Raw genomic sequence first — 17,524 nt, 5'->3', positions numbered from 1 at the left:
CCGAGGTTTGGGGCAACCCAACCCATGAGGATGATGCGATGTTTGAGAACCTGCAGGACCGCCTTGGCTCCATCTTGAATGGACTGACCGGCCGTGGCGCGTTGTCGGAAGCCGATGTTTCCGCCGCCCTGCGGGAGGTTCGCCGCGCCCTGCTGGAAGCCGACGTCGCCTTGGAAGTGGTGCGCAGCTTCACCGACAAGGTGCGGGAAAAGGCGGTTGGCGCCGCCGTTTTGAAAGCCATCAAGCCCGGCCAGATGGTCGTCAAGATCGTCCATGACGAGCTGGTGGACATGCTGGGCGCTGAGGGCGTCTCCATCGACCTGCACGCACCGGCCCCGGTTGTCATCATGATGGTCGGTCTCCAGGGCTCGGGCAAGACCACGACGACCGGCAAGATCGCCAAGCGGTTGACCGACCGCGATCGCAAAAAGGTCCTGATGGCCTCGCTGGACACCCGCCGTCCAGCCGCCCAGGAACAATTGCGGCAATTGGGCGTGCAGACCGGCGTCGATACGCTGCCAATCATTGCCGGCCAGTCGCCAACCGATATTGCTAGTCGCGCCGTGCAGGCGGCCAAGCTCGGCGGCCATGACGTGGTCATTCTCGACACCGCAGGCCGTACCCATATCGACGAGCCCTTGATGGTCGAAATGGCCGACATCAAGAAGAATGCCAAGCCGCACGAAATTCTGCTGGTTGCCGATGCGCTGACCGGTCAGGACGCCGTTAATCTCGCCCGCAATTTCGATGAGCGCGTCGGCATTACCGGCCTGGTCCTGACCCGTATGGACGGCGATGGCCGTGGGGGCGCTGCCCTGTCCATGCGCGCCGTCACCGGCAAGCCGATCAAGCTGATCGGCGTCGGCGAAAAGATGACCGAGCTGGATGAATTTCATCCGCGCCGGATCGCCGACCGTATTCTCGGCATGGGCGATATCGTTTCGCTGGTCGAAAAGGCCGCTGAAAATATTGACGCCGAAAAGGCCGCCGCCATGGCCGCCAAGATGGCCAAGGGCAAGTTCGACCTCGACGACCTCGCCGACCAGCTGCGCCAAATGCAGAAAATGGGCGGCATGGGCGGCATTATGGGCCTGATGCCCGGCATGGCCGGAATGAAGGACAAGATGGCCGCCTCAGGCATGGACGACAAGATGTTCGGTCGCCAGATCGCCATCATCTCGTCGATGACCAAGGCCGAGCGCACCAATCCCGACATTCTCAAGCATTCCCGCAAGAAGCGCATTGCCAAGGGCTCCGGCACCGATGCGTCCGAGATCAACAAGCTTTTGAAAATGCATCGCCAGATGGCCGACATGATGAAAATGATGGGCGGCAAGAAGGGCGGCGGCATGATGAAGCAGCTGATGGGCGGTCTGGTCGGCAAGATGGGCATGGGTGGAATGGGCGGGATGGGTGGCATGCCGGATCTTAGCTCCATGGACCCCAAGCAGCTGGAAGCGCTGGCGCGCCAGGCTGAAGCCGCCGGTATCAAGCCGCCGCCGGGCCTTGGTGGCTTGGCAGGTGGAATGGGTGGCGGGCTTCCCGGCCTGGGTGGTGGAAAATTGCCCGGTCTTGGTGGAGGCTTCCCAGGCCTTCCCGGTCTCCCAAAGAAGAAGTGAGGATAGCTGCCGATGTCCCTTCCCGTGTTTGATACCGCCATCAGACAGGAACTTGCCGGTTACCGCCAGTCGATTGACAATATCGACGCGGCACTGGTGCATATGCTGGCCGAACGCTTCCGCTGCACACAGGCAGTCGGCGTGCTGAAAGCCAAATACGACCTTCCAGCCGCCGATCCGGCGCGGGAGGAATACCAGATCGAACGTTTGCGGCAGCTTGCCAAGGACGCCCAGCTCGACCCGGATTTTGCCGAGACTTTCCTGAATTTCATCATCAAGGAAGTCATTCGGCATCATGAAGCCATTGCGGCTGAACATAGCAGTCAAACGGAACAGACCGCCTGACGGCGGCCTCAACAACAGACCGGACGCAACAGACCGCGCCGGTTAAAAACCAAGGAGTATACCCATGTCCCTCAAGATTCGTCTCGCCCGTGGCGGTTCCAAGAAGCGTCCTTACTACCAGATCGTCATCGCCGACGCCCGCAGCCCACGCGATGGCCGTTTCCTGGAAAAGGTTGGTTCCTGGAACCCGATGCTCGGCAAGGACAATGAAAAGCGCGTTGAACTGAACGCCGACCGTATCAAGGAATGGATTGCCAAGGGCGCACAGCCGACCGACCGCGTTCTGAAGTTCCTCGCAGAAGCTGGCCTGGCTGAACGCGCAGCCCGCAGCAACCCTGAAAAGGCAAAGCCCGGCAAGCGCGCTGTCGAGCGTCTGGCTGAAAAGAAGCAGAAGGCTGATGCCCTGGCTGCTGCCACTGCCGAAGCCGCTGAATAATCGGTTTGAAATGATTTGACCGACGGGCGGCATGGTTTCATGTCGCCCGTTTGTCGTTTATTCTTCCTCCGCGTCTACCCATTTTCAAACAGCCCCCGACTGTCGCCAAGGACCTTCATCCGCCATGACCAAGCTTGAAAATCCCGTGCTGATGGCCGTTATCGGTGCCGCCCAGGGCCTCCGTGGCGAAGTGCGAGTGAAGTCCTTCACCGCCGATCCGATGGCGCTTGGCGATTACGGCAAACTGCATGCCGGAGATGGCCGGGTCTTTGAGGTGCTGGATATTCGTGAGGCGAAAACCGTTGTCGTGGTGCGCTTTCGCGGCGTCAATGACCGCAATGCCGCCGAGGCCTTGAACGGGCTGGAACTGTTTATCGAGCGCAGTGCGCTGCCCGATGAAGAACTTGATGATGACGAATTCTACTATGCCGACCTGGAGGGTCTGGCGGTGGTGGATGCCGAAGGCAATAGCTACGGCACCGTGACGGCGGTATTCGATTTCGGCGCAGGCGATCTGCTGGAAGTAAAAGGACCGGGCAAGCGCCCCGTTCTTGTGCCATTTTCCGAGGCTGCCGTGCTGCAAATCGATCTGGAGGAAGGCAAGCTGTTGATCGACCCGGAAGCAGCAGGCCTGAAGGACGACGGGAGCGAAGAACCGTTCAGCGCCGATGGCAAGCCGAAGAGCGGCGGCCGCTGATATGACCTTTCAGGCAACGGTGCTGACGCTCTACCCGGAGATGTTTCCGGGGCATCTTGGCGTGTCGCTGGCAGGCCGGGCGCTGGAGCGCGGCCAATGGGCCATGGATGCGGTGCAGATCCGGGACTTTGCCAGTGACAAGCACCGTAGCGTCGATGATACGCCTGCAGGCGGCGGTGCAGGCATGGTGCTGAAGCCGGATGTGTTGGCCAAAGCCATAGACAGTCTGGGAAACGATGACCGCCCCCGCCTGCTGATGAGCCCACGGGGCAGGCCGCTCACCCAGAAACGGGTCCGCGAAATCGCTGGCGGTAGCGGCGTGGTGATCGTCTGCGGACGGTTTGAGGGTGTCGACCAGCGGGTCATCGAGGCCCGCAATCTGGAGGAAGTCTCCATCGGCGATTATATTCTCTCAGGCGGAGAGCCAGCGGCCCTGACGCTTCTGGATGCCGTGGTGCGCATCATCCCAGGCGTGATGGGCAATGACCTATCCGGCCTGCATGAAAGCTTCGAGGGCGGATTGCTGGAACATCCGCATTATACCCGCCCGCAAGTCTTTGAGGGCCGCGAGATCCCATCGGTGCTGACCTCGGGCAATCACGGTGCCATCGAGGCCTGGCGCCAGGAGCAATCTATAAATCTGACCCGCGAGCGGCGCCCCGATTTGCTTTCTCAGCCCTCAGCAAATCAACCCCAGGCCAATCAGCCTTTAAAAAAGTAATAGATCGCCAGCGATAGGCCAGCGGCGATCACCAGCCAGCGCAGCAATGTCTGCGGCGCACGTTTGGCCATGTGCACGCCAGCATAGCCCCCCAATGCCGCCGCAGGCAGCATGATGCCCGCATGCAGCCACGACACTGCGCCAGCCGTTGCAAACACCAGGATGGCAATGGCGGCGATGACGATGGCCAGCAGGTTCTTCAGCGCGTTCAGGTGGTGGTAATCTCCGCCACTGGCAAATTGCAGGGAGGCCAGCATCATAATGCCCATGCCCGCCCCGAAAAATCCGCCATAGACGGAGGTGACGCCTTGCAGTAGCAATCCGAGCAGGTTGGCGGGGTGCTGCTGATCAGCCTTGCGCCTCAGCCGGGGGCCAAGTGCAAACACCAGCGTTGCCATCAGCAACAGCCAAGGCACCAGGCGGCTAAAGGTGGGATTGGAGAGGGAGATCAGGATCAACGCGCCGACCAGCGAACCAACAGCTGAGATGAACGACAGCAGTGCAGCACTTTTCCAATGGGCAGCGATTTCACGCCGATAGGCGAGCGTCGAGGTGATATAGCCGGGAAACTGGATGATGGAAGAGGTCGCATTGGCCGTGACCGATGGCAGGCCCGCCAAAGTCAGCACCCCGAAGGTCAGAAACGTGCCGCCACCGGCAATGGCATTGACCACTGCCGAGAAAAACCCGGCGACAAACATCAGACTGATGATTTCGATCGACATGAATCCCGGTTACCTTTTCGCTGTCCCAGCGCCTCAATTTCCTTGCGGAACCATGCTAAAAAACTTGGCGGATTCTCTACGGGGGGTTTGCAATCGTGACTAAATCCTACGGTCCAAAGATGAAACTTCTGTTTTCGCCATCCGAAAATCTTACCGTCCCCTCTCCAGCAAGAACAGAAGTCGAAACTGCCGTCGGACGGGTCATAGAAGCCGTACCCTTACGTCCATCTGTGCAAATTACAGGAAACACTACTGTGTAATCTGCCCAATTCGGAAAGGAACCGGTGCAGGAGATGCCTCGATCAACGATAAGAAATTTGCCGTTGGATACATTAACAGCCCCACCAGTAATAGAGCCAGATCCGTGTTTTCCAGAAGAGTCAACCCAAGCAGTCTTTACTGACGCACAACTTGCCAATGACATGCAAAATAACACCAAAACCAAATTTCGCATTTTTCACCAAATGATAGCGGTTCAAAAACAGATTAAGCTGCCTAAAATATCAATCCCATAATGCAACGATATTGATCTTTCGTCCTATGGCGCATAGCCATTCTCCATACAAGCGGAGGCGCGAGCAAAAATTCGCCTGACAAGGGATGACAAGCCGGACCTATTGGTATATGGGCAGGCCCAGAAACGGGTTTACTCCCGTAGACGAGACTGAAAAGACCGAAAACAAAGAACTGCGAAACCGCTCCCGCCGCAAGGCGTCATTCCGAGGCTATGACCCAGGGATGAGTGATGAGCGCTCTGGCTGTTTCAGAAGAACTTGAAAAGGTTAAACCGATGAACATCATTCAGCAGCTGGAAGCCGAACAGGCCGCCAAGATCGAAGCCAAGCGCACCCTGCCGGAATTTTCTCCTGGCGATACGCTGCGCGTCAACGTCCGCGTCACGGAAGGCAACCGTACCCGCGTACAGGCCTATGAAGGCGTTTGCATTGCCCGCTCTGGCGGCAGCATCAACGAAAGCTTCACCGTTCGCAAGATTTCCTACGGCGAAGGCGTCGAGCGCGTTTTCCCGGTCTATTCGCCGCTGGTCGAAAGCGTCGAAGTGGTCCGTCGCGGTAAGGTTCGTCGCGCCAAGCTTTACTACCTGCGCGACCGTCGCGGCAAATCCGCTCGTATCGTTGAAAACACAGGCACCCGCGCCCGCAAGCTGAACGATTCCGAGCGTGCAGCACTGGCCGAGGAAAAGGCCCGCCTGGAAGCCGAAAAGGTTGCAGCAGCACAGGCTCTCGCCGCTGAAAAGGCCGCAGCAGAAGCCGCTGAAAAGGCTGCCGCCGCTGAAGCCGAAGCAGCAAAGGCTGCCGAAGGTTCGGCTGAATAAGTCTAGCATAGTCTTTCTGAAAAAGGCGGTCTTCGGGCCGCCTTTTTTGTTGCCGTCCGCTCATTTAGCACAGGCGCAACCCTGCGGCCACGCGACGCAGGGCCGTTGCCAGACAATGACCTTGAAACATTGCAAACTCCCCCTTACTGCTGGTCGAACAGTGGCGGTTCGGCAAGAGCCGACACGATCAAGGGAAAACGGATGCGCGCAAGGCGGATGACATGGCGAATGGCGGTGCACGTCTGGTGCATGATCGCTGTTATCGCCATTGGCTTTGCCCATAAAGCCCCTCAGGCCTTTGCAGCACAGCAAATCCCAACGGAGTTTGCCGCCTATACCCTGCCGGATGGTTCGCTACCGGTCCTGTGCATCTCCAGCCAAACCTCCTTTACACCTGAGGATCACGGCAAAACGCACGGGCATCTATCCCAAAGCGGCTGCGAAGCCTGCCGTATCGGTGCCTCCATCCTGCTGCCCATGCCTGCGGATACGATTGGCGTGGCGGCCCGAGCCAGTCTTGAAACGGCAAGTCCGCCTGTAGAAGAACCGGTTATCGCCCGGATTTTTCCCCCCAATAGCGCGCCCCGCGCGCCACCCCTTGGCTAACATCTGATCCGGCCATGCTTCTGATGCGCCCTGCCTCTCTTGCAGCAGGGCGAGGAACGCATGGCCACCACCGGCAGCAGGGTTTGGTCAAACAGGGTTTTTCCTTCGACTGACGCTCAGCTCTATCAGATTTCATGCCTATGGCCCTGCGGGCTTTGCCGGATCACATGCGGTTTCAGGTCCGCCCGTTGCATGTCCAGCAAGCCAAGCCATCAGGCATCCTTCCAAGGTTTCAACCATGTCCACCATCACATCCCTGCCGGTCGAAAAGCCGGTAGCAGTCTCAACCAGAGGATTTTATTTTGCCGCCTGGCGCTGGCATTTCTATGCCGGGCTCTACGTCGCTCCTTTCCTGATCGTGCTGGCCGTGACCGGGCTGATCATGATGTGGAGCGCCACCCTGATCGGACGCGACGGAGAAAAGGCTTTCACCGTCACCCCCATGGCGGCCCAGACGCTTGTGTCGCAACAGGCAGACGCCGCACTAGCCACCGTTCCAGGCGGGGTTATCGCTCAATATATCGCGCCAGCCACGCCGCAGAGTGTCGCGGCTTTCCGGGTCAACCGGGGCCAACAATCCATGATGGTCGCCGTCAATCCCTATGACGCGCAGGTGCTGGGCCAATGGAACCGCCGCAGCGCGCTCTACGACCTGGCCGATAGCATTCACAGCGACCTGTTGATCGGCACGCTCGGTGACCGGCTGATTGAAATCGCCGCCGGTTTCGGCGTGGTGCTGATCATCACCGGGCTTTACATGTGGTGGCCGCGCCAGGGCGAGCGGTTCTCGCAGCTGCTGGTTCCCCGTTTTACCGACAGAGGCCGCCAGCTTTGGAAATCCCTGCACCGCACCATCGGCTTTTATGCCTCGCTCCTGCTTCTGGTCTTTCTGGTCTCGGGCTTGAGCTGGGCGGGCGTCTGGGGCGAAAAATTCACCCAGGCCTGGAGCACTTTCCCGATTGGCAAATGGAGCGATGCCCCGCTGTCCGACGCCACCCATGCCGCCATGAACCATGGCAGCATCAAGGATGTACCGTGGACATTGGAACAGGCACCGATGCCGATGTCCGGATCTCATGCCGGTCACGCCGGACTGCCAGATGGGAAGGCCGTGACGCTGGACAATGTCATTGCCTATGCCCGCGCCATCGGCTTCGATCATCGCTTCCAGCTGAATTTCCCCAAGGACGAAACCGGCGTCTGGAGTATTTCGCGCGATACGATGAGCAATGACAGCACCAATCCCCTATTGGACCGCACCGTGCATATCGACCGCTATAGCGGCAAGGTGCTGGCCGATATCAAATATGAAAACTATGGTCTGGCTGGCAAGGCCATGGCGGTCGGCGTTTCCTTTCACATGGGCACGATTGGCCTGTGGAATCTGGCACTGGTCACCGTTTACTGTCTGGCAGTGATTTTCCTCAGCGTCAGCGGCATCGTCATGTGGTGGATACGCCGTCCGAAAGGCGCGTCACGGCTGATGGCCCCCGCCTATCCATCCGACATGCGCCTCTGGAAAACCGGAGCGATCGTCATGCTGTTCACCTCCCTGTTGTTTCCGCTGACGGGCGCGGCGCTGCTGGCTGTACTCCTACTCGATATGGTGCTGATCCGCCGGATCAGGCCGTTGAAAAGGGCATTGAGCTAAACCGACACTCAAAGGCGGCGCATCGAAAGCCGCCAGCAATCCATCCCACCCAAAACCAAAGGACATGATCATGACTGTCACATCCAGAACACTGGCCACATTTGCCCTCTTCGGCGCCCTGGCCCTGGCAGGCCAAGCCTTCGCCCACGCTCATCTGGCCACCGTCGCCCCGGCGGACAAGGCGACCATTGCCAGCGCTCCGAAAACCATCGACCTCAGCTTTACCGAAGGGCTTGAGCCAAAATTTTCCGGCGTCGATATCACCGGCCCGCAGCAGCAGAAGATCAAAACCGGTGAAGCCGTGGTCAGCAAGGACGGCAAGGGCCTGAGCGTTCCGCTCAGTGAGCCGCTTGCCCCCGGTGCCTATAGTGTCGAATGGCATGTTCTGTCGGTCGATGGTCATAAGTCCAACGGTACGACCAGCTTTACCGTCAAGCCGTGACACCCGAACAGGCCAACATCCTCTGCCGCCTGGTGTTCGACGCCTGCGCGCTCCTCCTCTGGGGCGCGCATGGTTTCGTGTGGCTCGCCGTGCCGAAAAACCTTTCGGCAGGCATCGCCCAGCACCTTGCCCGGTTTTATCAGCCTGCCCTCTGGTTGCTGGCAATAGCCGGAACTGGCAAGATCGTCGCCCAGAGTGCCATGCTCGGCGATGGCTGGCAGAGCATTACACCGTCCTTGATGATTGATCTGCTGGAAGCCACGCAAAGCGGCAGGGCGTTTGGGCTTCAGGCTGGGTTCGGCCTGCTTCTACTCATGAGCTATTATGCCTTTCCCCGCCATCGTGGCCCCGTCATGACGCTGCTGGGTGCGCCTCTGTTGATGAGCCTTAGCCTCAGCGGCCATGCGGTGGCGCAAGGAGGCTTGATCGGCCTGCTGCACCGCGCCAATCATAGCCTGCATCTGCTATCCGCCAGCTTGTGGCTTGGTGCCTTACCGCCCGTTCTGTTGCTATTAAACGCCATACAGGATCCTCGAACCCGGACACCGGCCCTGACTGCGTTGATGCGGTTTTCCACCATCGGTCATGTCGCCGTAGCACTGACGCTGCTCAGCGGGACGCTGAATGTCTGGCTAATCATCGGCCTATCGCTCGACATAGCGGCACCCTATCAACAATGGCTGGCCCTGAAGATCGCCGCCGTCGCTGCGATGGTGACGATTGCCGTCGTCAACCGTTATGTTTTCGTGCCGCAACTGCATCGAAGCCCGGTTCAGGCCGTACGGGCCATCAAGATTGGCACGCTGGCGGAATGCGCGCTTGGCCTGATCGCCGTGGCACTGGTATCCGCCTTTGGAACGATGCCGCCTGGATAACGACGCAATTGCAACGCTCCCAAGACAGAGGTCATGCTGTAATCCCTTGAAATGCATGGATCACCTGTGACAGTGTCTTGCCAACCCGATCCAGGAGATATTTCATGTCTTTGCGCCGCGCCATCCTTGCCGGTCTTTCCGCGCTTTTCCTTGCCCCCTTCGCCGCTATTGCCGCCGACCTGCCGGATCTGGGTGGCAAGACCGTTGTCGTCGTCACGGAAAATGCCTATCCGCCACTGCAATTCGTCGACCCGAAGAGCGGCAAGGCGATAGGTTGGGAATATGACGCCATGAACGAGATCGCCAAGCGGCTGAATGTCAAGGTCGAATATCAGAACACCTCCTGGGACGCGATGATCCAGGCGGTGTCCGACGGCCAGTACAATATCGGCATGACCGGCATCACCATCAAGGAAGACCGTAAGGAAAAGGTCGATTTTTCCGATCCTTATATGCGCTCGCAGCAATTGATGCTGGTGCGCGGCGATGAAGCCCGTTTCACCGACGCCAAGAGCTTCAAGGCCTTCGAAAAGGGCCTGATTGGCGCGCAACCCGGGACAAGCCCGTTCTACACCGCCGTCTATGAAGTGCTTGACGGCAACGAACAGAACCCACGTATCAAACTGTTCGAAACCTTTGGCGCGACCGTGCAGGCCCTAAAAACCGGCGATGTCGATCTGGTTCTGACCGACAGCACCGCTGGCAAAGGCTATGTCGATGCCTCCGCTGGCGCCTTGAAAATCATCGGCGAACCGCTGGGTACGGAAGATTTCGGCTTCATCTTTCCAAAGGGTTCGGATCTGGTCAAGCCGGTCAATGCCGCCATCGCTGCCCTGAAGGCCGATGGCACGTTCGACGCCTTGAACAAGAAATGGTTCCTCGACTACAAGCTGGGTGATTGACGGCCAGGCGTCTTTCCATGGCCTTTCAGACCCTTCCGAACGGTAGCAAGCAGGATTTCCCCTGGTGGCTGGTGGCGCTTGGCCTGCTGGCGCTAGCGCTGGCCATCACCATCGCCGTCAACGACCTCTACAGCCAGGTGTTCGAAACCGTCTCACGCGGTATCGGCGTCACCGTTTTCGTGACGCTGACCGGTTTTGCGCTCGCCTCCATGCTTGGCCTGCTGATTGCGCTGGCGGGCATGGCCGATAGCATCGTGCTGCGTCAGGCCGCGCGATTCTATATCGAGATCGTCAGGGGCATTCCGGTCCTGGTCCTGCTGTTTTACGTGGCCTTCGTCGGCGCGCCCGGCTTCGTTGCTCTCTATAATACCCTCACCACCCCGCTTGTTTCCACCGGCTGGCTGGAACCGCTTCAAGTGCGCGATGTCTCGCTGATGTGGCGGGCGATTTTTGCGCTTTGCATCGGTTATTCGGCCTTCATCGCCGAAATCTTCAGAGCCGGCATCGAATCCATCGACAAGGGACAGATCGAGGCCGCCAAATCGCTGGGACTGAACCGCACGCAGCGGTTTCGACTGGTGGTTCTGCCCCAGGCCATCCGGGTTATTTTCCCACCGCTCTCCAATGATTTCGTCGCCATGGTCAAGGATTCATCGCTGGTCTCAGTGCTGGGCGTCGCCGATATCAGCCAGGCAGGAAAGATTTATGCCTCCGGGTCCTTCCGGTTTTTCGAGACCTATTCCATTGTCGCCTATATTTATCTGATCCTCACCATCGGCCTGTCGCTCATCCTGCGGCGCTTGGAAAAACGGATGCGGTCCCGCGATGGCCAGCGAACCTAAACGTCGCTAATCATAGCTCTATACCGGCGATACTCCTCGGCAAGACCGGGCCTCAGACTGTCGGCCACCGGCAGGATCGTCGCAAAGAGTGTTTCCGGATCGGCGATAGTGCCAAGCGCTGCCACCGCATCCTTGACCTCTTGCGGATAAAGATCCGGCTGGCGGGCCACCCGGTTGCAGAATACCTGCAAATTGAACCGGATATTGGCGCTGATCGCATCAGCACGGTCGGCGGCGGCCAAAGGAAGGTCGCGCCAGCCAAACAGGCTATGCATATCCAGAAACAACAGAAATTCATGATAATAGCGCGCCGTTTCCGGCAGACCGACTTGCAACAGCAGCTTGTCAAACGAAGTGTCCAAACCTGCGGCAGACTTCCATTGCCCGAGATCATAGCAATAGATCAAAGTCGGATCATACAACACCTTGCCACAACACAGAAACGTAGCGACGAAACTCCAGTCGCAATAGGCGCCCCGCGTCGGATGATGCGCATTGAAAGTCTTCAGGACCCCTGTAAATAGCCTAGTGCGAAAAATGCTGTAATAAAGCGCATTATTGCCACCGGTCTTATTGACATACTGCTGTATCCGCCCCGATGGCGTCTCCGCATCCAGATTGGTCGTGACCACATCGGCCACACCCGCATCGTCGCGCCATATCATCGTTTGCGGTCGCACACCGATCACATCCTGCGGCAAGGAGGAGAGATCCGCTACCGGCAAGCCGTCGAGAACATAGATCGCGTCATCATCGGCAAACGGCATCAGAAACGGCGTTTCCACATGATTGAGCGCGTTGACCAGATTGGCGACGGCATCTTCTGCAGTGGAATGCAGGTAACGGACGCGCGCGCCGAGGCTTTGCAGCCATTTCGCCTTGGCCGGATCGCCGGAATTGTCGGACACGATCAGCACGGCATCCAGCTTTTCCGCATAAATCAACGCACTTTCCAGGGAAAATCGGCCCTGATCCAGCGATCGGCGGCTGGGAACAACAATTGAAAGCTGGGACATGCAGGGTTTTCCGAAAACAGGGCAGCAGAATTTTTAAAGGAGAGAATGCATCAGCATTCTTGATGCCTCGGTATTAGAGAAGCAGTGTTTCCCCAGGCTGGATGGCTTGTACGCCGCACCATGCAGAAAACTAGCTGCCCCTTTGCAGTCCGATGCTGCAAGCATGAACGAAAGACAAGCCCTGCGCCAGACCAACGGTATATCGCCGAGCGATCAACAGGAGTGACAGCAGACGCAATGTCCGACAATCTTGCCGCAGCATTGGCGCTTTACGCCTCTGGAAACCTGGCGGGCGCTTATGCCGCCTTGAAAAGCGCCCTGGCCAAAGACCCCGCTCCGGGACCGAGAGCCCTGCTGGTCATGGCCCAGTGCTGTGCCAAGCTCGACCATTTCACCGAAGCCGCCGTGTTTTACCGGCAGGCAGCCAAGATCATCCCGTCTCAAGCTCTCACCCTGGTCACACTCGCAGAAAAAATGGAGCGGTCCGGGATTGAAAAGGCAAGCGCCCAGGAAATCCAAATCCTTGAAACATCCAGGCGGGCCATTCGCTCCGGTCCGTTTGATGTCCAATCCTGGCGAACCTATCGGACCGCTTTGCGGCACACGCTCAATATCGACGAAATGCGCATGAGCGACCAGGCGGTTCGGGACCGGTTGAACCGGCAGGAGGCGGCCTATTATTCGCTCGATAGCCAAACCGTTCATCTGAGCTGGTGTGATGACGAGACCTTAAACAGCCGCTGGAACAATGGCTTGCCAGCCCCGGCACCGGCCTCACGCGATTGGCGAAAACCAGCTGGCGAGACACTCAAACTCGCCTATCTGCTTGCCGATGGCCCAAGCGACGACCCACTTCGCAGGCTTACCCTGTCGCTTGCAGCCCGACATGACCCGACCAATTTTGACGTTCTGTTGATTTGCAACGAGCCGCCGGGACCCGACGAATTGGATGCAGACATAAAGACTCTCAGCCTCAAGGATCTCTGTGAGGATGCGGCTTTGGCCGCCCTGCGCGCCGCTGGCATCGATATCCTGATCGATCCGCTTGGCCATGGCGACGGCGGCCGTCCTGATCTGCTGCGGCACCGGATCGCGCCGCTGCATCTGGCAATGGCCGGTCACCCGGGGCCAAGGACCGAGCTTATATGCGACTATATGCTCGCAAACACCGCAGTTCTGCCGAAGGACGACCTACGCCTCCATGGCCGGGCGATCTGCCATCTGCCGGAGACTTTTCTTGTCAGTTCTCCCATACAACAGCCGCCTTCGCTGTCGCGCCAGCAGTTCGACCTGCCTGAAGACAGAGTGGTCTTCGCGGCTTTTCATCCCACCGAACAGATATCTCCACGAACCGCCGATCTCTGGGTTGATATTCTGCGGCAGACGGAAAATAGCCTGCTATGGATATCCTGCGGCAATTACGCCCGAAACAATTTCAGCACCTGGATGAACCGTCAGGGCATAGCCGAAAACCGATTGGTTTTTCGCAACCCAGCCAAGCCCATGGAGCAAGTGGGCTGGATGACCCTGGCCGACATCGCCCTCGATTGTTTCCCTTGCAACGCCGGATTTTCGACGCTTGCCGCCTTACAGGCCGGTTTACCCGTGCCAACTTTTTCGGGCGGAAATTTCGCCAGTCGTGTCACGGCAAGCCTGTTGCACACCTGCGGGCTAGAAAAGCTGATTGCCCGAGACGCCGATGCCTATGTGGCTCTGTGTATCGATCTGGCCCGCGATAAGAGCGCCCGCAATGCCTTGAAACAGACTATTCGCGCACAGGGTCCAAGATCGCCTCTGTTTGATATCACAGGCTTTATCCGCCACTTGGAAGCCGCCTATCACACCATGGCAGCGCGGGCCGCAACGGGCCTTGAGCCGCAGGATTTTTCAGTTCCAGTCCTGTAAACGCTGCTGGCGTTCTTCATGAAACCAAAGGCAAAGCCTTCAATCTTTGAATTGCCGTTTCGCTTGAAAACTGGTATCAGACCGCCATGGGATCTAAATTCGGATGTCTCGCGCCTGACATATTCGTGCTGCAAGACCACAAGCGTCTTCCGGCACGTTTCTTTGCGCGCGTTGCCGGAGCGCTTGGCAATCAGCTGACTTAAGTCGCTCCTCGCGGTGCGGCCTGCAACTGCGATAGTCTTGCAAACACTCTTTGACACGGTCATATGACCCAATCCCTTTTCAACCCTTCGACGGATGAATAGCCATGAGCGCACCTCGTACCCTCTACGACAAGATTTTCGACGATCATCTGGTGGATCGCCAGGATGACGGCACCTGTCTTCTCTATATCGACCGCCACCTCGTGCACGAGGTGACGAGCCCGCAGGCCTTTGAAGGTTTGCGCATGGCTGGCCGCAAGGTGCATGCACCAACCCGCACTCTGGCCGTCGTTGACCATAACGTACCGACCACGCCGGACCGGGCCGAAGGGATCAAGAACGAGGAAAGCCGCATCCAGGTCGAGGCCTTGGCCAAGAATGCCGCTGACTTCGGCGTCGAATATTATTCCGAAAAAGACAAGCGCCAGGGCATCGTGCATATCGTCGGCCCTGAACAGGGTTTCACCCTGCCTGGCATGACCATCGTCTGCGGCGACAGCCATACCTCGACCCACGGAGCCTTCGGCGCCCTGGCGCATGGCATCGGCACGTCGGAAGTGGAACATGTTCTGGCCACCCAGACCTTGATCCAGAAGAAGGCCAAGAACATGCTGGTGCGTGTCGATGGCAAGCTGCCGGCTGGCGTCACCGCCAAGGACATCATTCTCGCCATCATCGGTGAAATCGGCACGGCTGGCGGCACCGGCCACGTCATCGAATTTGCCGGTGAGGCTATCGAGGCCCTGTCGATGGAAGGCCGCATGACCGTCTGCAACATGACGATCGAAGGTGGTGCCCGCGCTGGCCTGATTGCGCCTGATGAAAAGACCTTCGAATATATCAAGGGCAAGCCCCGCGCGCCGAAGGGTGAAGAACTGGAGATGGCGCTTCAATACTGGAAGACGCTGCATACCGATGAAGGCGCGCATTTCGACCGCACCGTGGTGCTGGATGCCGCCAACCTGCCGCCCATCGTCTCCTGGGGTTCTTCGCCGGAAGATGTGATTTCGGTTCAGGGCGTCGTGCCGAACCCCGACGATATCGCTGACGAAAACAAGCGGACGTCGAAGTGGCGGGCGCTCGACTATATGGGCCTGAAACCCGGCACCAAGATCACCGACATCGCCATCGACCGGGTGTTTATCGGCTCCTGCACCAATGGCCGCATCGAAGACCTGCGCGCCGCAGCCGCCGTGCTGAAGGATCGCAAGGTGGCATCGACGGTTTCTGCCATGGTGGTTCCGGGGTCTGGCCTCGTCAAGGAACAGGCGGAAGCCGAAGGTCTCGACAAGATCTTCCTCGATGCCGGTTGCGAATGGCGTGAGCCGGGCTGTTCCATGTGTCTGGCGATGAACGACGACCGCTTGAAGCCGGAAGAACGCTGCGCCTCGACCTCGAACCGCAATTTCGAAGGCCGCCAGGGCTATAAGGGCCGCACTCACCTCGTTTCCCCCGCCATGGCCGCTGCCGCTGCCATTGCCGGCCATTTCGTCGATATCCGCGAATGGAAGTGAGATAGTCTCGAACTCTTCATCAGAAAGGCGGCTCTTGAGCCGCCTTTGTTATTTTCACTCAATGATTCACGTGAAATCAGAAGCTCGCCGTTATCGGATCGGGTCCAATGCGGGTCGATGAGCTGTCGAGCGCAGCGATCTCAGTCATGTCTTGTGGATCAAGGCTGAAATCGAACACCTTGAAATTCTCCTCGATACGCGACGGCGTAACGGATTTCGGGATCACCACCAGCCCGCTTTCGATATGCCAGCGGATGATGATCTGGGCCGCCGTGCGGCCATGCTTGGCAGCGATCTTACCGATCACCGGATTGTCCAACAGCTTGCCCTGGCCAAGTGGGCTCCAGGACTGGGTGATGATACCGTGAGCCTGGTGGAATTCGCGGGCTTGTTTCTGCTGGAAATCCGGATGCAGTTCGATCTGGTTGATGACAGGCACCACGCCGGTTTCATCGATGATCGTCTTCAGATGCTCCGGATAGAAATTCGACACGCCGATGGAGCGCGCCCGGCCCTCCTCCTTCAATTTGATAAAGGCCTTCCAGGTCTCGACAAACAGGCCGCGATGCGGCGATGGCCAGTGGATCAGGTAGAGATCGACATAATCAGTGCCGAGCCGTTTCAGGCTGGCATCGAAGGCTTTGAGGGTGTTGTCAAAGCCCTGCTCATTGTTCCACAGTTTGGTGGTCAGGAAAATGTCGCCACGGTCGATGCCGGACGAGCGGATGCCTTCGCCGACACCCTCCTCGTTTTCATAGACGGCAGCCGTATCGATATGGCGATAACCCGCCGACAGCGCCGAACGTACCGCAGGTGCCGCTTCGCTATTTGGGGTTTGCCAGACGCCGAGACCCACCTGCGGGATGCTGTTGCCGTCGGAAAAGGAAATGTAGGATTGATCTGCCACGTAAGGGTCTCCCATTCGAGATCGAGGTTTAAGATCGGGCAAGAACCGCGACGACCTTGAGAAGGCGCATTCCATGATGCCGGGTCTATAGATAGGCAGGGGCAATGTGTTTCCCACCCCGGCAGCCCGGTGTTTGTCTCAGGGAGGTATGTCTTCACAAAACCGTGACAATGGTGGCCTGTGAAACAACCGCCAGCAGGCGGCGCATGTCGGCGGGGCTGATCGCCACGCAGCCCTCCGTCGGAGTATAGTCCGGGCGCGCCACGTGGAAAAAGATCGCAGACCCGCAGCCCTGCTTACGGCAGGTGACGTTCCAGTCCATCACCAGGCAGATATCATAGAGCCGGTCCTGACGCTGCAATCGCTCATGACTGGGGGTAAACGGCGCCTTGACCGGACGGTTATAGGCCGGGTGTCCCGGCGCATCGCACCACAGCATGTCAGCACGAATCGACCTCAAAGGCAGGCGCGAGCCTATGGCCGCACGAGACTCCGCCCGAAAGTAGCCGTAAAGCAACCGCATCGATGCCCGTGGGGTTGCGCCATCGCCCTCACGCTTGAAAGCCGTGATGCCCGACCGTCCGATGGAGGCGGGAAACCGAAGCGGTCCAGCCTGAACGATGGCCTGGCTCTTGCAACCGGGCTTGCGGCGCACCACAATACTGCGAAGACCTTGGCGCGGTCGAGACCCGGCTCTGGGAGGTGGGTTTGGCATATCGCTCACGGAGTTTTGCTTTGTCGAACACTTTTCTTGTAGAGTGAGTTGGCTAGATAAGACAATGATT

18 protein-coding genes are annotated in these 17,524 nt (G+C 58.5%); 14 read left to right on the top strand and 4 right to left on the bottom strand.

What is annotated here, in order from left to right; all coding sequences use genetic code 11:
* Positions 1–38 precede the first annotated feature (38 nt).
* The 5 genes from ffh (at position 39) to trmD (ending at position 3,818) form a co-directional block, all read left to right on the top strand.
* Positions 39–1,619, top strand: a complete 1,581-nt coding sequence (gene ffh, locus H1Y61_RS02595; protein ID WP_180573630.1) for a signal recognition particle protein — start codon at positions 39–41, stop codon at positions 1,617–1,619.
* 12 nt (positions 1,620–1,631) lie between these two features.
* Positions 1,632–1,964, top strand: a complete 333-nt coding sequence (locus tag H1Y61_RS02590; protein WP_015917457.1) for a chorismate mutase — start codon at positions 1,632–1,634, stop codon at positions 1,962–1,964.
* Between the two features lie 64 nt (positions 1,965–2,028).
* A complete protein-coding gene (gene rpsP, locus H1Y61_RS02585) occupies positions 2,029–2,400 on the top strand; it encodes a 30S ribosomal protein S16 (protein WP_015917458.1) in 372 nt (123 codons plus the stop codon).
* Between the two features lie 124 nt (positions 2,401–2,524).
* Entirely contained in the window at positions 2,525–3,097 is a 573-nt protein-coding gene (gene rimM, locus H1Y61_RS02580; RefSeq protein WP_041697211.1) for a ribosome maturation factor RimM, read from the top strand.
* 1 nt (position 3,098) lies between these two features.
* Entirely contained in the window at positions 3,099–3,818 is a 720-nt protein-coding gene (trmD, locus tag H1Y61_RS02575; protein ID WP_174112019.1) for a tRNA (guanosine(37)-N1)-methyltransferase TrmD, read from the top strand.
* Here trmD and H1Y61_RS02570 read toward each other — a convergent pair.
* Complete coding sequence (locus H1Y61_RS02570; protein ID WP_174112020.1) at positions 3,800–4,543, bottom strand: sulfite exporter TauE/SafE family protein; 744 nt, start codon at positions 4,541–4,543, stop codon at positions 3,800–3,802. The two genes, trmD and H1Y61_RS02570, sit on opposite strands and share 19 nt — an antisense overlap.
* A 790-nt stretch (positions 4,544–5,333) precedes the next feature.
* Here H1Y61_RS02570 and rplS point away from each other — a divergent pair.
* From rplS to H1Y61_RS02535, 7 genes are all read left to right on the top strand, one after another.
* Positions 5,334–5,876, top strand: coding sequence for a 50S ribosomal protein L19 (rplS, locus tag H1Y61_RS02565; protein WP_070153199.1), 543 nt, complete (start codon positions 5,334–5,336; stop codon positions 5,874–5,876).
* 249 nt (positions 5,877–6,125) lie between these two features.
* Positions 6,126–6,482 (top strand): hypothetical protein, encoded by a 357-nt coding sequence (locus tag H1Y61_RS02560; protein ID WP_234903405.1) that lies wholly within the window; start codon positions 6,126–6,128, stop codon positions 6,480–6,482.
* A 238-nt stretch (positions 6,483–6,720) separates the two neighbouring features.
* Complete coding sequence (locus tag H1Y61_RS02555; RefSeq protein WP_180573629.1) at positions 6,721–8,133, top strand: PepSY-associated TM helix domain-containing protein; 1,413 nt, start codon at positions 6,721–6,723, stop codon at positions 8,131–8,133.
* A 64-nt stretch (positions 8,134–8,197) separates the two neighbouring features.
* Entirely contained in the window at positions 8,198–8,575 is a 378-nt protein-coding gene (copC, locus tag H1Y61_RS02550) for a copper homeostasis periplasmic binding protein CopC (RefSeq protein ID WP_081355241.1), read from the top strand.
* Complete coding sequence (copD, locus tag H1Y61_RS02545; protein ID WP_180573628.1) at positions 8,572–9,450, top strand: copper homeostasis membrane protein CopD; 879 nt, start codon at positions 8,572–8,574, stop codon at positions 9,448–9,450. The genes copC and copD overlap by 4 nt, the downstream gene beginning before the upstream one ends.
* A gap of 104 nt (positions 9,451–9,554) precedes the next feature.
* Entirely contained in the window at positions 9,555–10,352 is a 798-nt protein-coding gene (locus H1Y61_RS02540; RefSeq protein WP_180573627.1) for a transporter substrate-binding domain-containing protein, read from the top strand.
* A gap of 17 nt (positions 10,353–10,369) precedes the next feature.
* On the top strand, positions 10,370–11,194 hold the full coding sequence (locus H1Y61_RS02535) for an amino acid ABC transporter permease (protein ID WP_087729556.1): 825 nt from the start codon (positions 10,370–10,372) through the stop codon (positions 11,192–11,194).
* On the opposite strand, the gene H1Y61_RS02530 is transcribed toward H1Y61_RS02535, so the two are convergent.
* Positions 11,191–12,210 (bottom strand): glycosyltransferase family protein, encoded by a 1,020-nt coding sequence (locus tag H1Y61_RS02530; protein ID WP_180573626.1) that lies wholly within the window; start codon positions 12,208–12,210, stop codon positions 11,191–11,193. The two genes, H1Y61_RS02535 and H1Y61_RS02530, sit on opposite strands and share 4 nt — an antisense overlap.
* Before the next feature lie 237 nt (positions 12,211–12,447).
* Here H1Y61_RS02530 and H1Y61_RS02525 point away from each other — a divergent pair, with 237 nt between their 5' ends.
* Both H1Y61_RS02525 and leuC read left to right on the top strand, forming a co-directional pair.
* Complete coding sequence (locus H1Y61_RS02525) at positions 12,448–14,115, top strand: O-linked N-acetylglucosamine transferase family protein (RefSeq protein ID WP_180573625.1); 1,668 nt, start codon at positions 12,448–12,450, stop codon at positions 14,113–14,115.
* 307 nt (positions 14,116–14,422) lie between these two features.
* On the top strand, positions 14,423–15,832 hold the full coding sequence (leuC, locus tag H1Y61_RS02520; protein WP_071203051.1) for a 3-isopropylmalate dehydratase large subunit: 1,410 nt from the start codon (positions 14,423–14,425) through the stop codon (positions 15,830–15,832).
* A 76-nt stretch (positions 15,833–15,908) separates the two neighbouring features.
* Here leuC and H1Y61_RS02515 read toward each other — a convergent pair whose 3' ends face one another.
* Together H1Y61_RS02515 and H1Y61_RS02510 are read right to left on the bottom strand one after the other, a co-directional pair.
* Positions 15,909–16,739 carry an aldo/keto reductase gene (locus H1Y61_RS02515; RefSeq protein ID WP_180573624.1) on the bottom strand — a complete coding sequence of 277 codons (831 nt, stop codon included), beginning with the start codon at positions 16,737–16,739 and terminating at the stop codon, positions 15,909–15,911.
* A gap of 154 nt (positions 16,740–16,893) precedes the next feature.
* Positions 16,894–17,454 carry a L,D-transpeptidase family protein gene (locus H1Y61_RS02510; RefSeq protein WP_180574384.1) on the bottom strand — a complete coding sequence of 187 codons (561 nt, stop codon included), beginning with the start codon at positions 17,452–17,454 and terminating at the stop codon, positions 16,894–16,896.
* Positions 17,455–17,524 lie beyond the last annotated feature (70 nt).

It is taken from the genome of Agrobacterium vitis (assembly GCF_013426735.1).
GTDB lineage: Bacteria > Pseudomonadota > Alphaproteobacteria > Rhizobiales > Rhizobiaceae > Allorhizobium > Allorhizobium vitis_D.
Note: the sequence above shows the minus strand (reverse complement) of the source record. Positions and strands in the feature narration are given on the sequence as shown.

Excerpts from the sequence above, each read along its gene's own strand:
- ffh (WP_180573630.1), top strand. The coding sequence starts at position 39 with ATGTTTGAGAACCTGCAGGACCGCCTTGGCTCCATCTTGAATGGACTG.
- H1Y61_RS02590 (WP_015917457.1), top strand. The coding sequence starts at position 1,632 with ATGTCCCTTCCCGTGTTTGATACCGCCATCAGACAGGAACTTGCCGGT.
- rpsP (WP_015917458.1), top strand. The coding sequence starts at position 2,029 with ATGTCCCTCAAGATTCGTCTCGCCCGTGGCGGTTCCAAGAAGCGTCCT.
- rimM (WP_041697211.1), top strand. The coding sequence starts at position 2,525 with ATGACCAAGCTTGAAAATCCCGTGCTGATGGCCGTTATCGGTGCCGCC.
- trmD (WP_174112019.1), top strand. The coding sequence starts at position 3,099 with ATGACCTTTCAGGCAACGGTGCTGACGCTCTACCCGGAGATGTTTCCG.
- H1Y61_RS02570 (WP_174112020.1), bottom strand. The coding sequence starts at position 4,543 with ATGTCGATCGAAATCATCAGTCTGATGTTTGTCGCCGGGTTTTTCTCG.
- rplS (WP_070153199.1), top strand. The coding sequence starts at position 5,334 with ATGAACATCATTCAGCAGCTGGAAGCCGAACAGGCCGCCAAGATCGAA.
- H1Y61_RS02560 (WP_234903405.1), top strand. The coding sequence starts at position 6,126 with ATGATCGCTGTTATCGCCATTGGCTTTGCCCATAAAGCCCCTCAGGCC.
- H1Y61_RS02555 (WP_180573629.1), top strand. The coding sequence starts at position 6,721 with ATGTCCACCATCACATCCCTGCCGGTCGAAAAGCCGGTAGCAGTCTCA.
- copC (WP_081355241.1), top strand. The coding sequence starts at position 8,198 with ATGATCATGACTGTCACATCCAGAACACTGGCCACATTTGCCCTCTTC.
- H1Y61_RS02540 (WP_180573627.1), top strand. The coding sequence starts at position 9,555 with ATGTCTTTGCGCCGCGCCATCCTTGCCGGTCTTTCCGCGCTTTTCCTT.
- H1Y61_RS02535 (WP_087729556.1), top strand. The coding sequence starts at position 10,370 with ATGGCCTTTCAGACCCTTCCGAACGGTAGCAAGCAGGATTTCCCCTGG.
- H1Y61_RS02530 (WP_180573626.1), bottom strand. The coding sequence starts at position 12,210 with ATGTCCCAGCTTTCAATTGTTGTTCCCAGCCGCCGATCGCTGGATCAG.
- H1Y61_RS02525 (WP_180573625.1), top strand. The coding sequence starts at position 12,448 with ATGTCCGACAATCTTGCCGCAGCATTGGCGCTTTACGCCTCTGGAAAC.
- leuC (WP_071203051.1), top strand. The coding sequence starts at position 14,423 with ATGAGCGCACCTCGTACCCTCTACGACAAGATTTTCGACGATCATCTG.
- H1Y61_RS02510 (WP_180574384.1), bottom strand. The coding sequence starts at position 17,454 with ATGCCAAACCCACCTCCCAGAGCCGGGTCTCGACCGCGCCAAGGTCTT.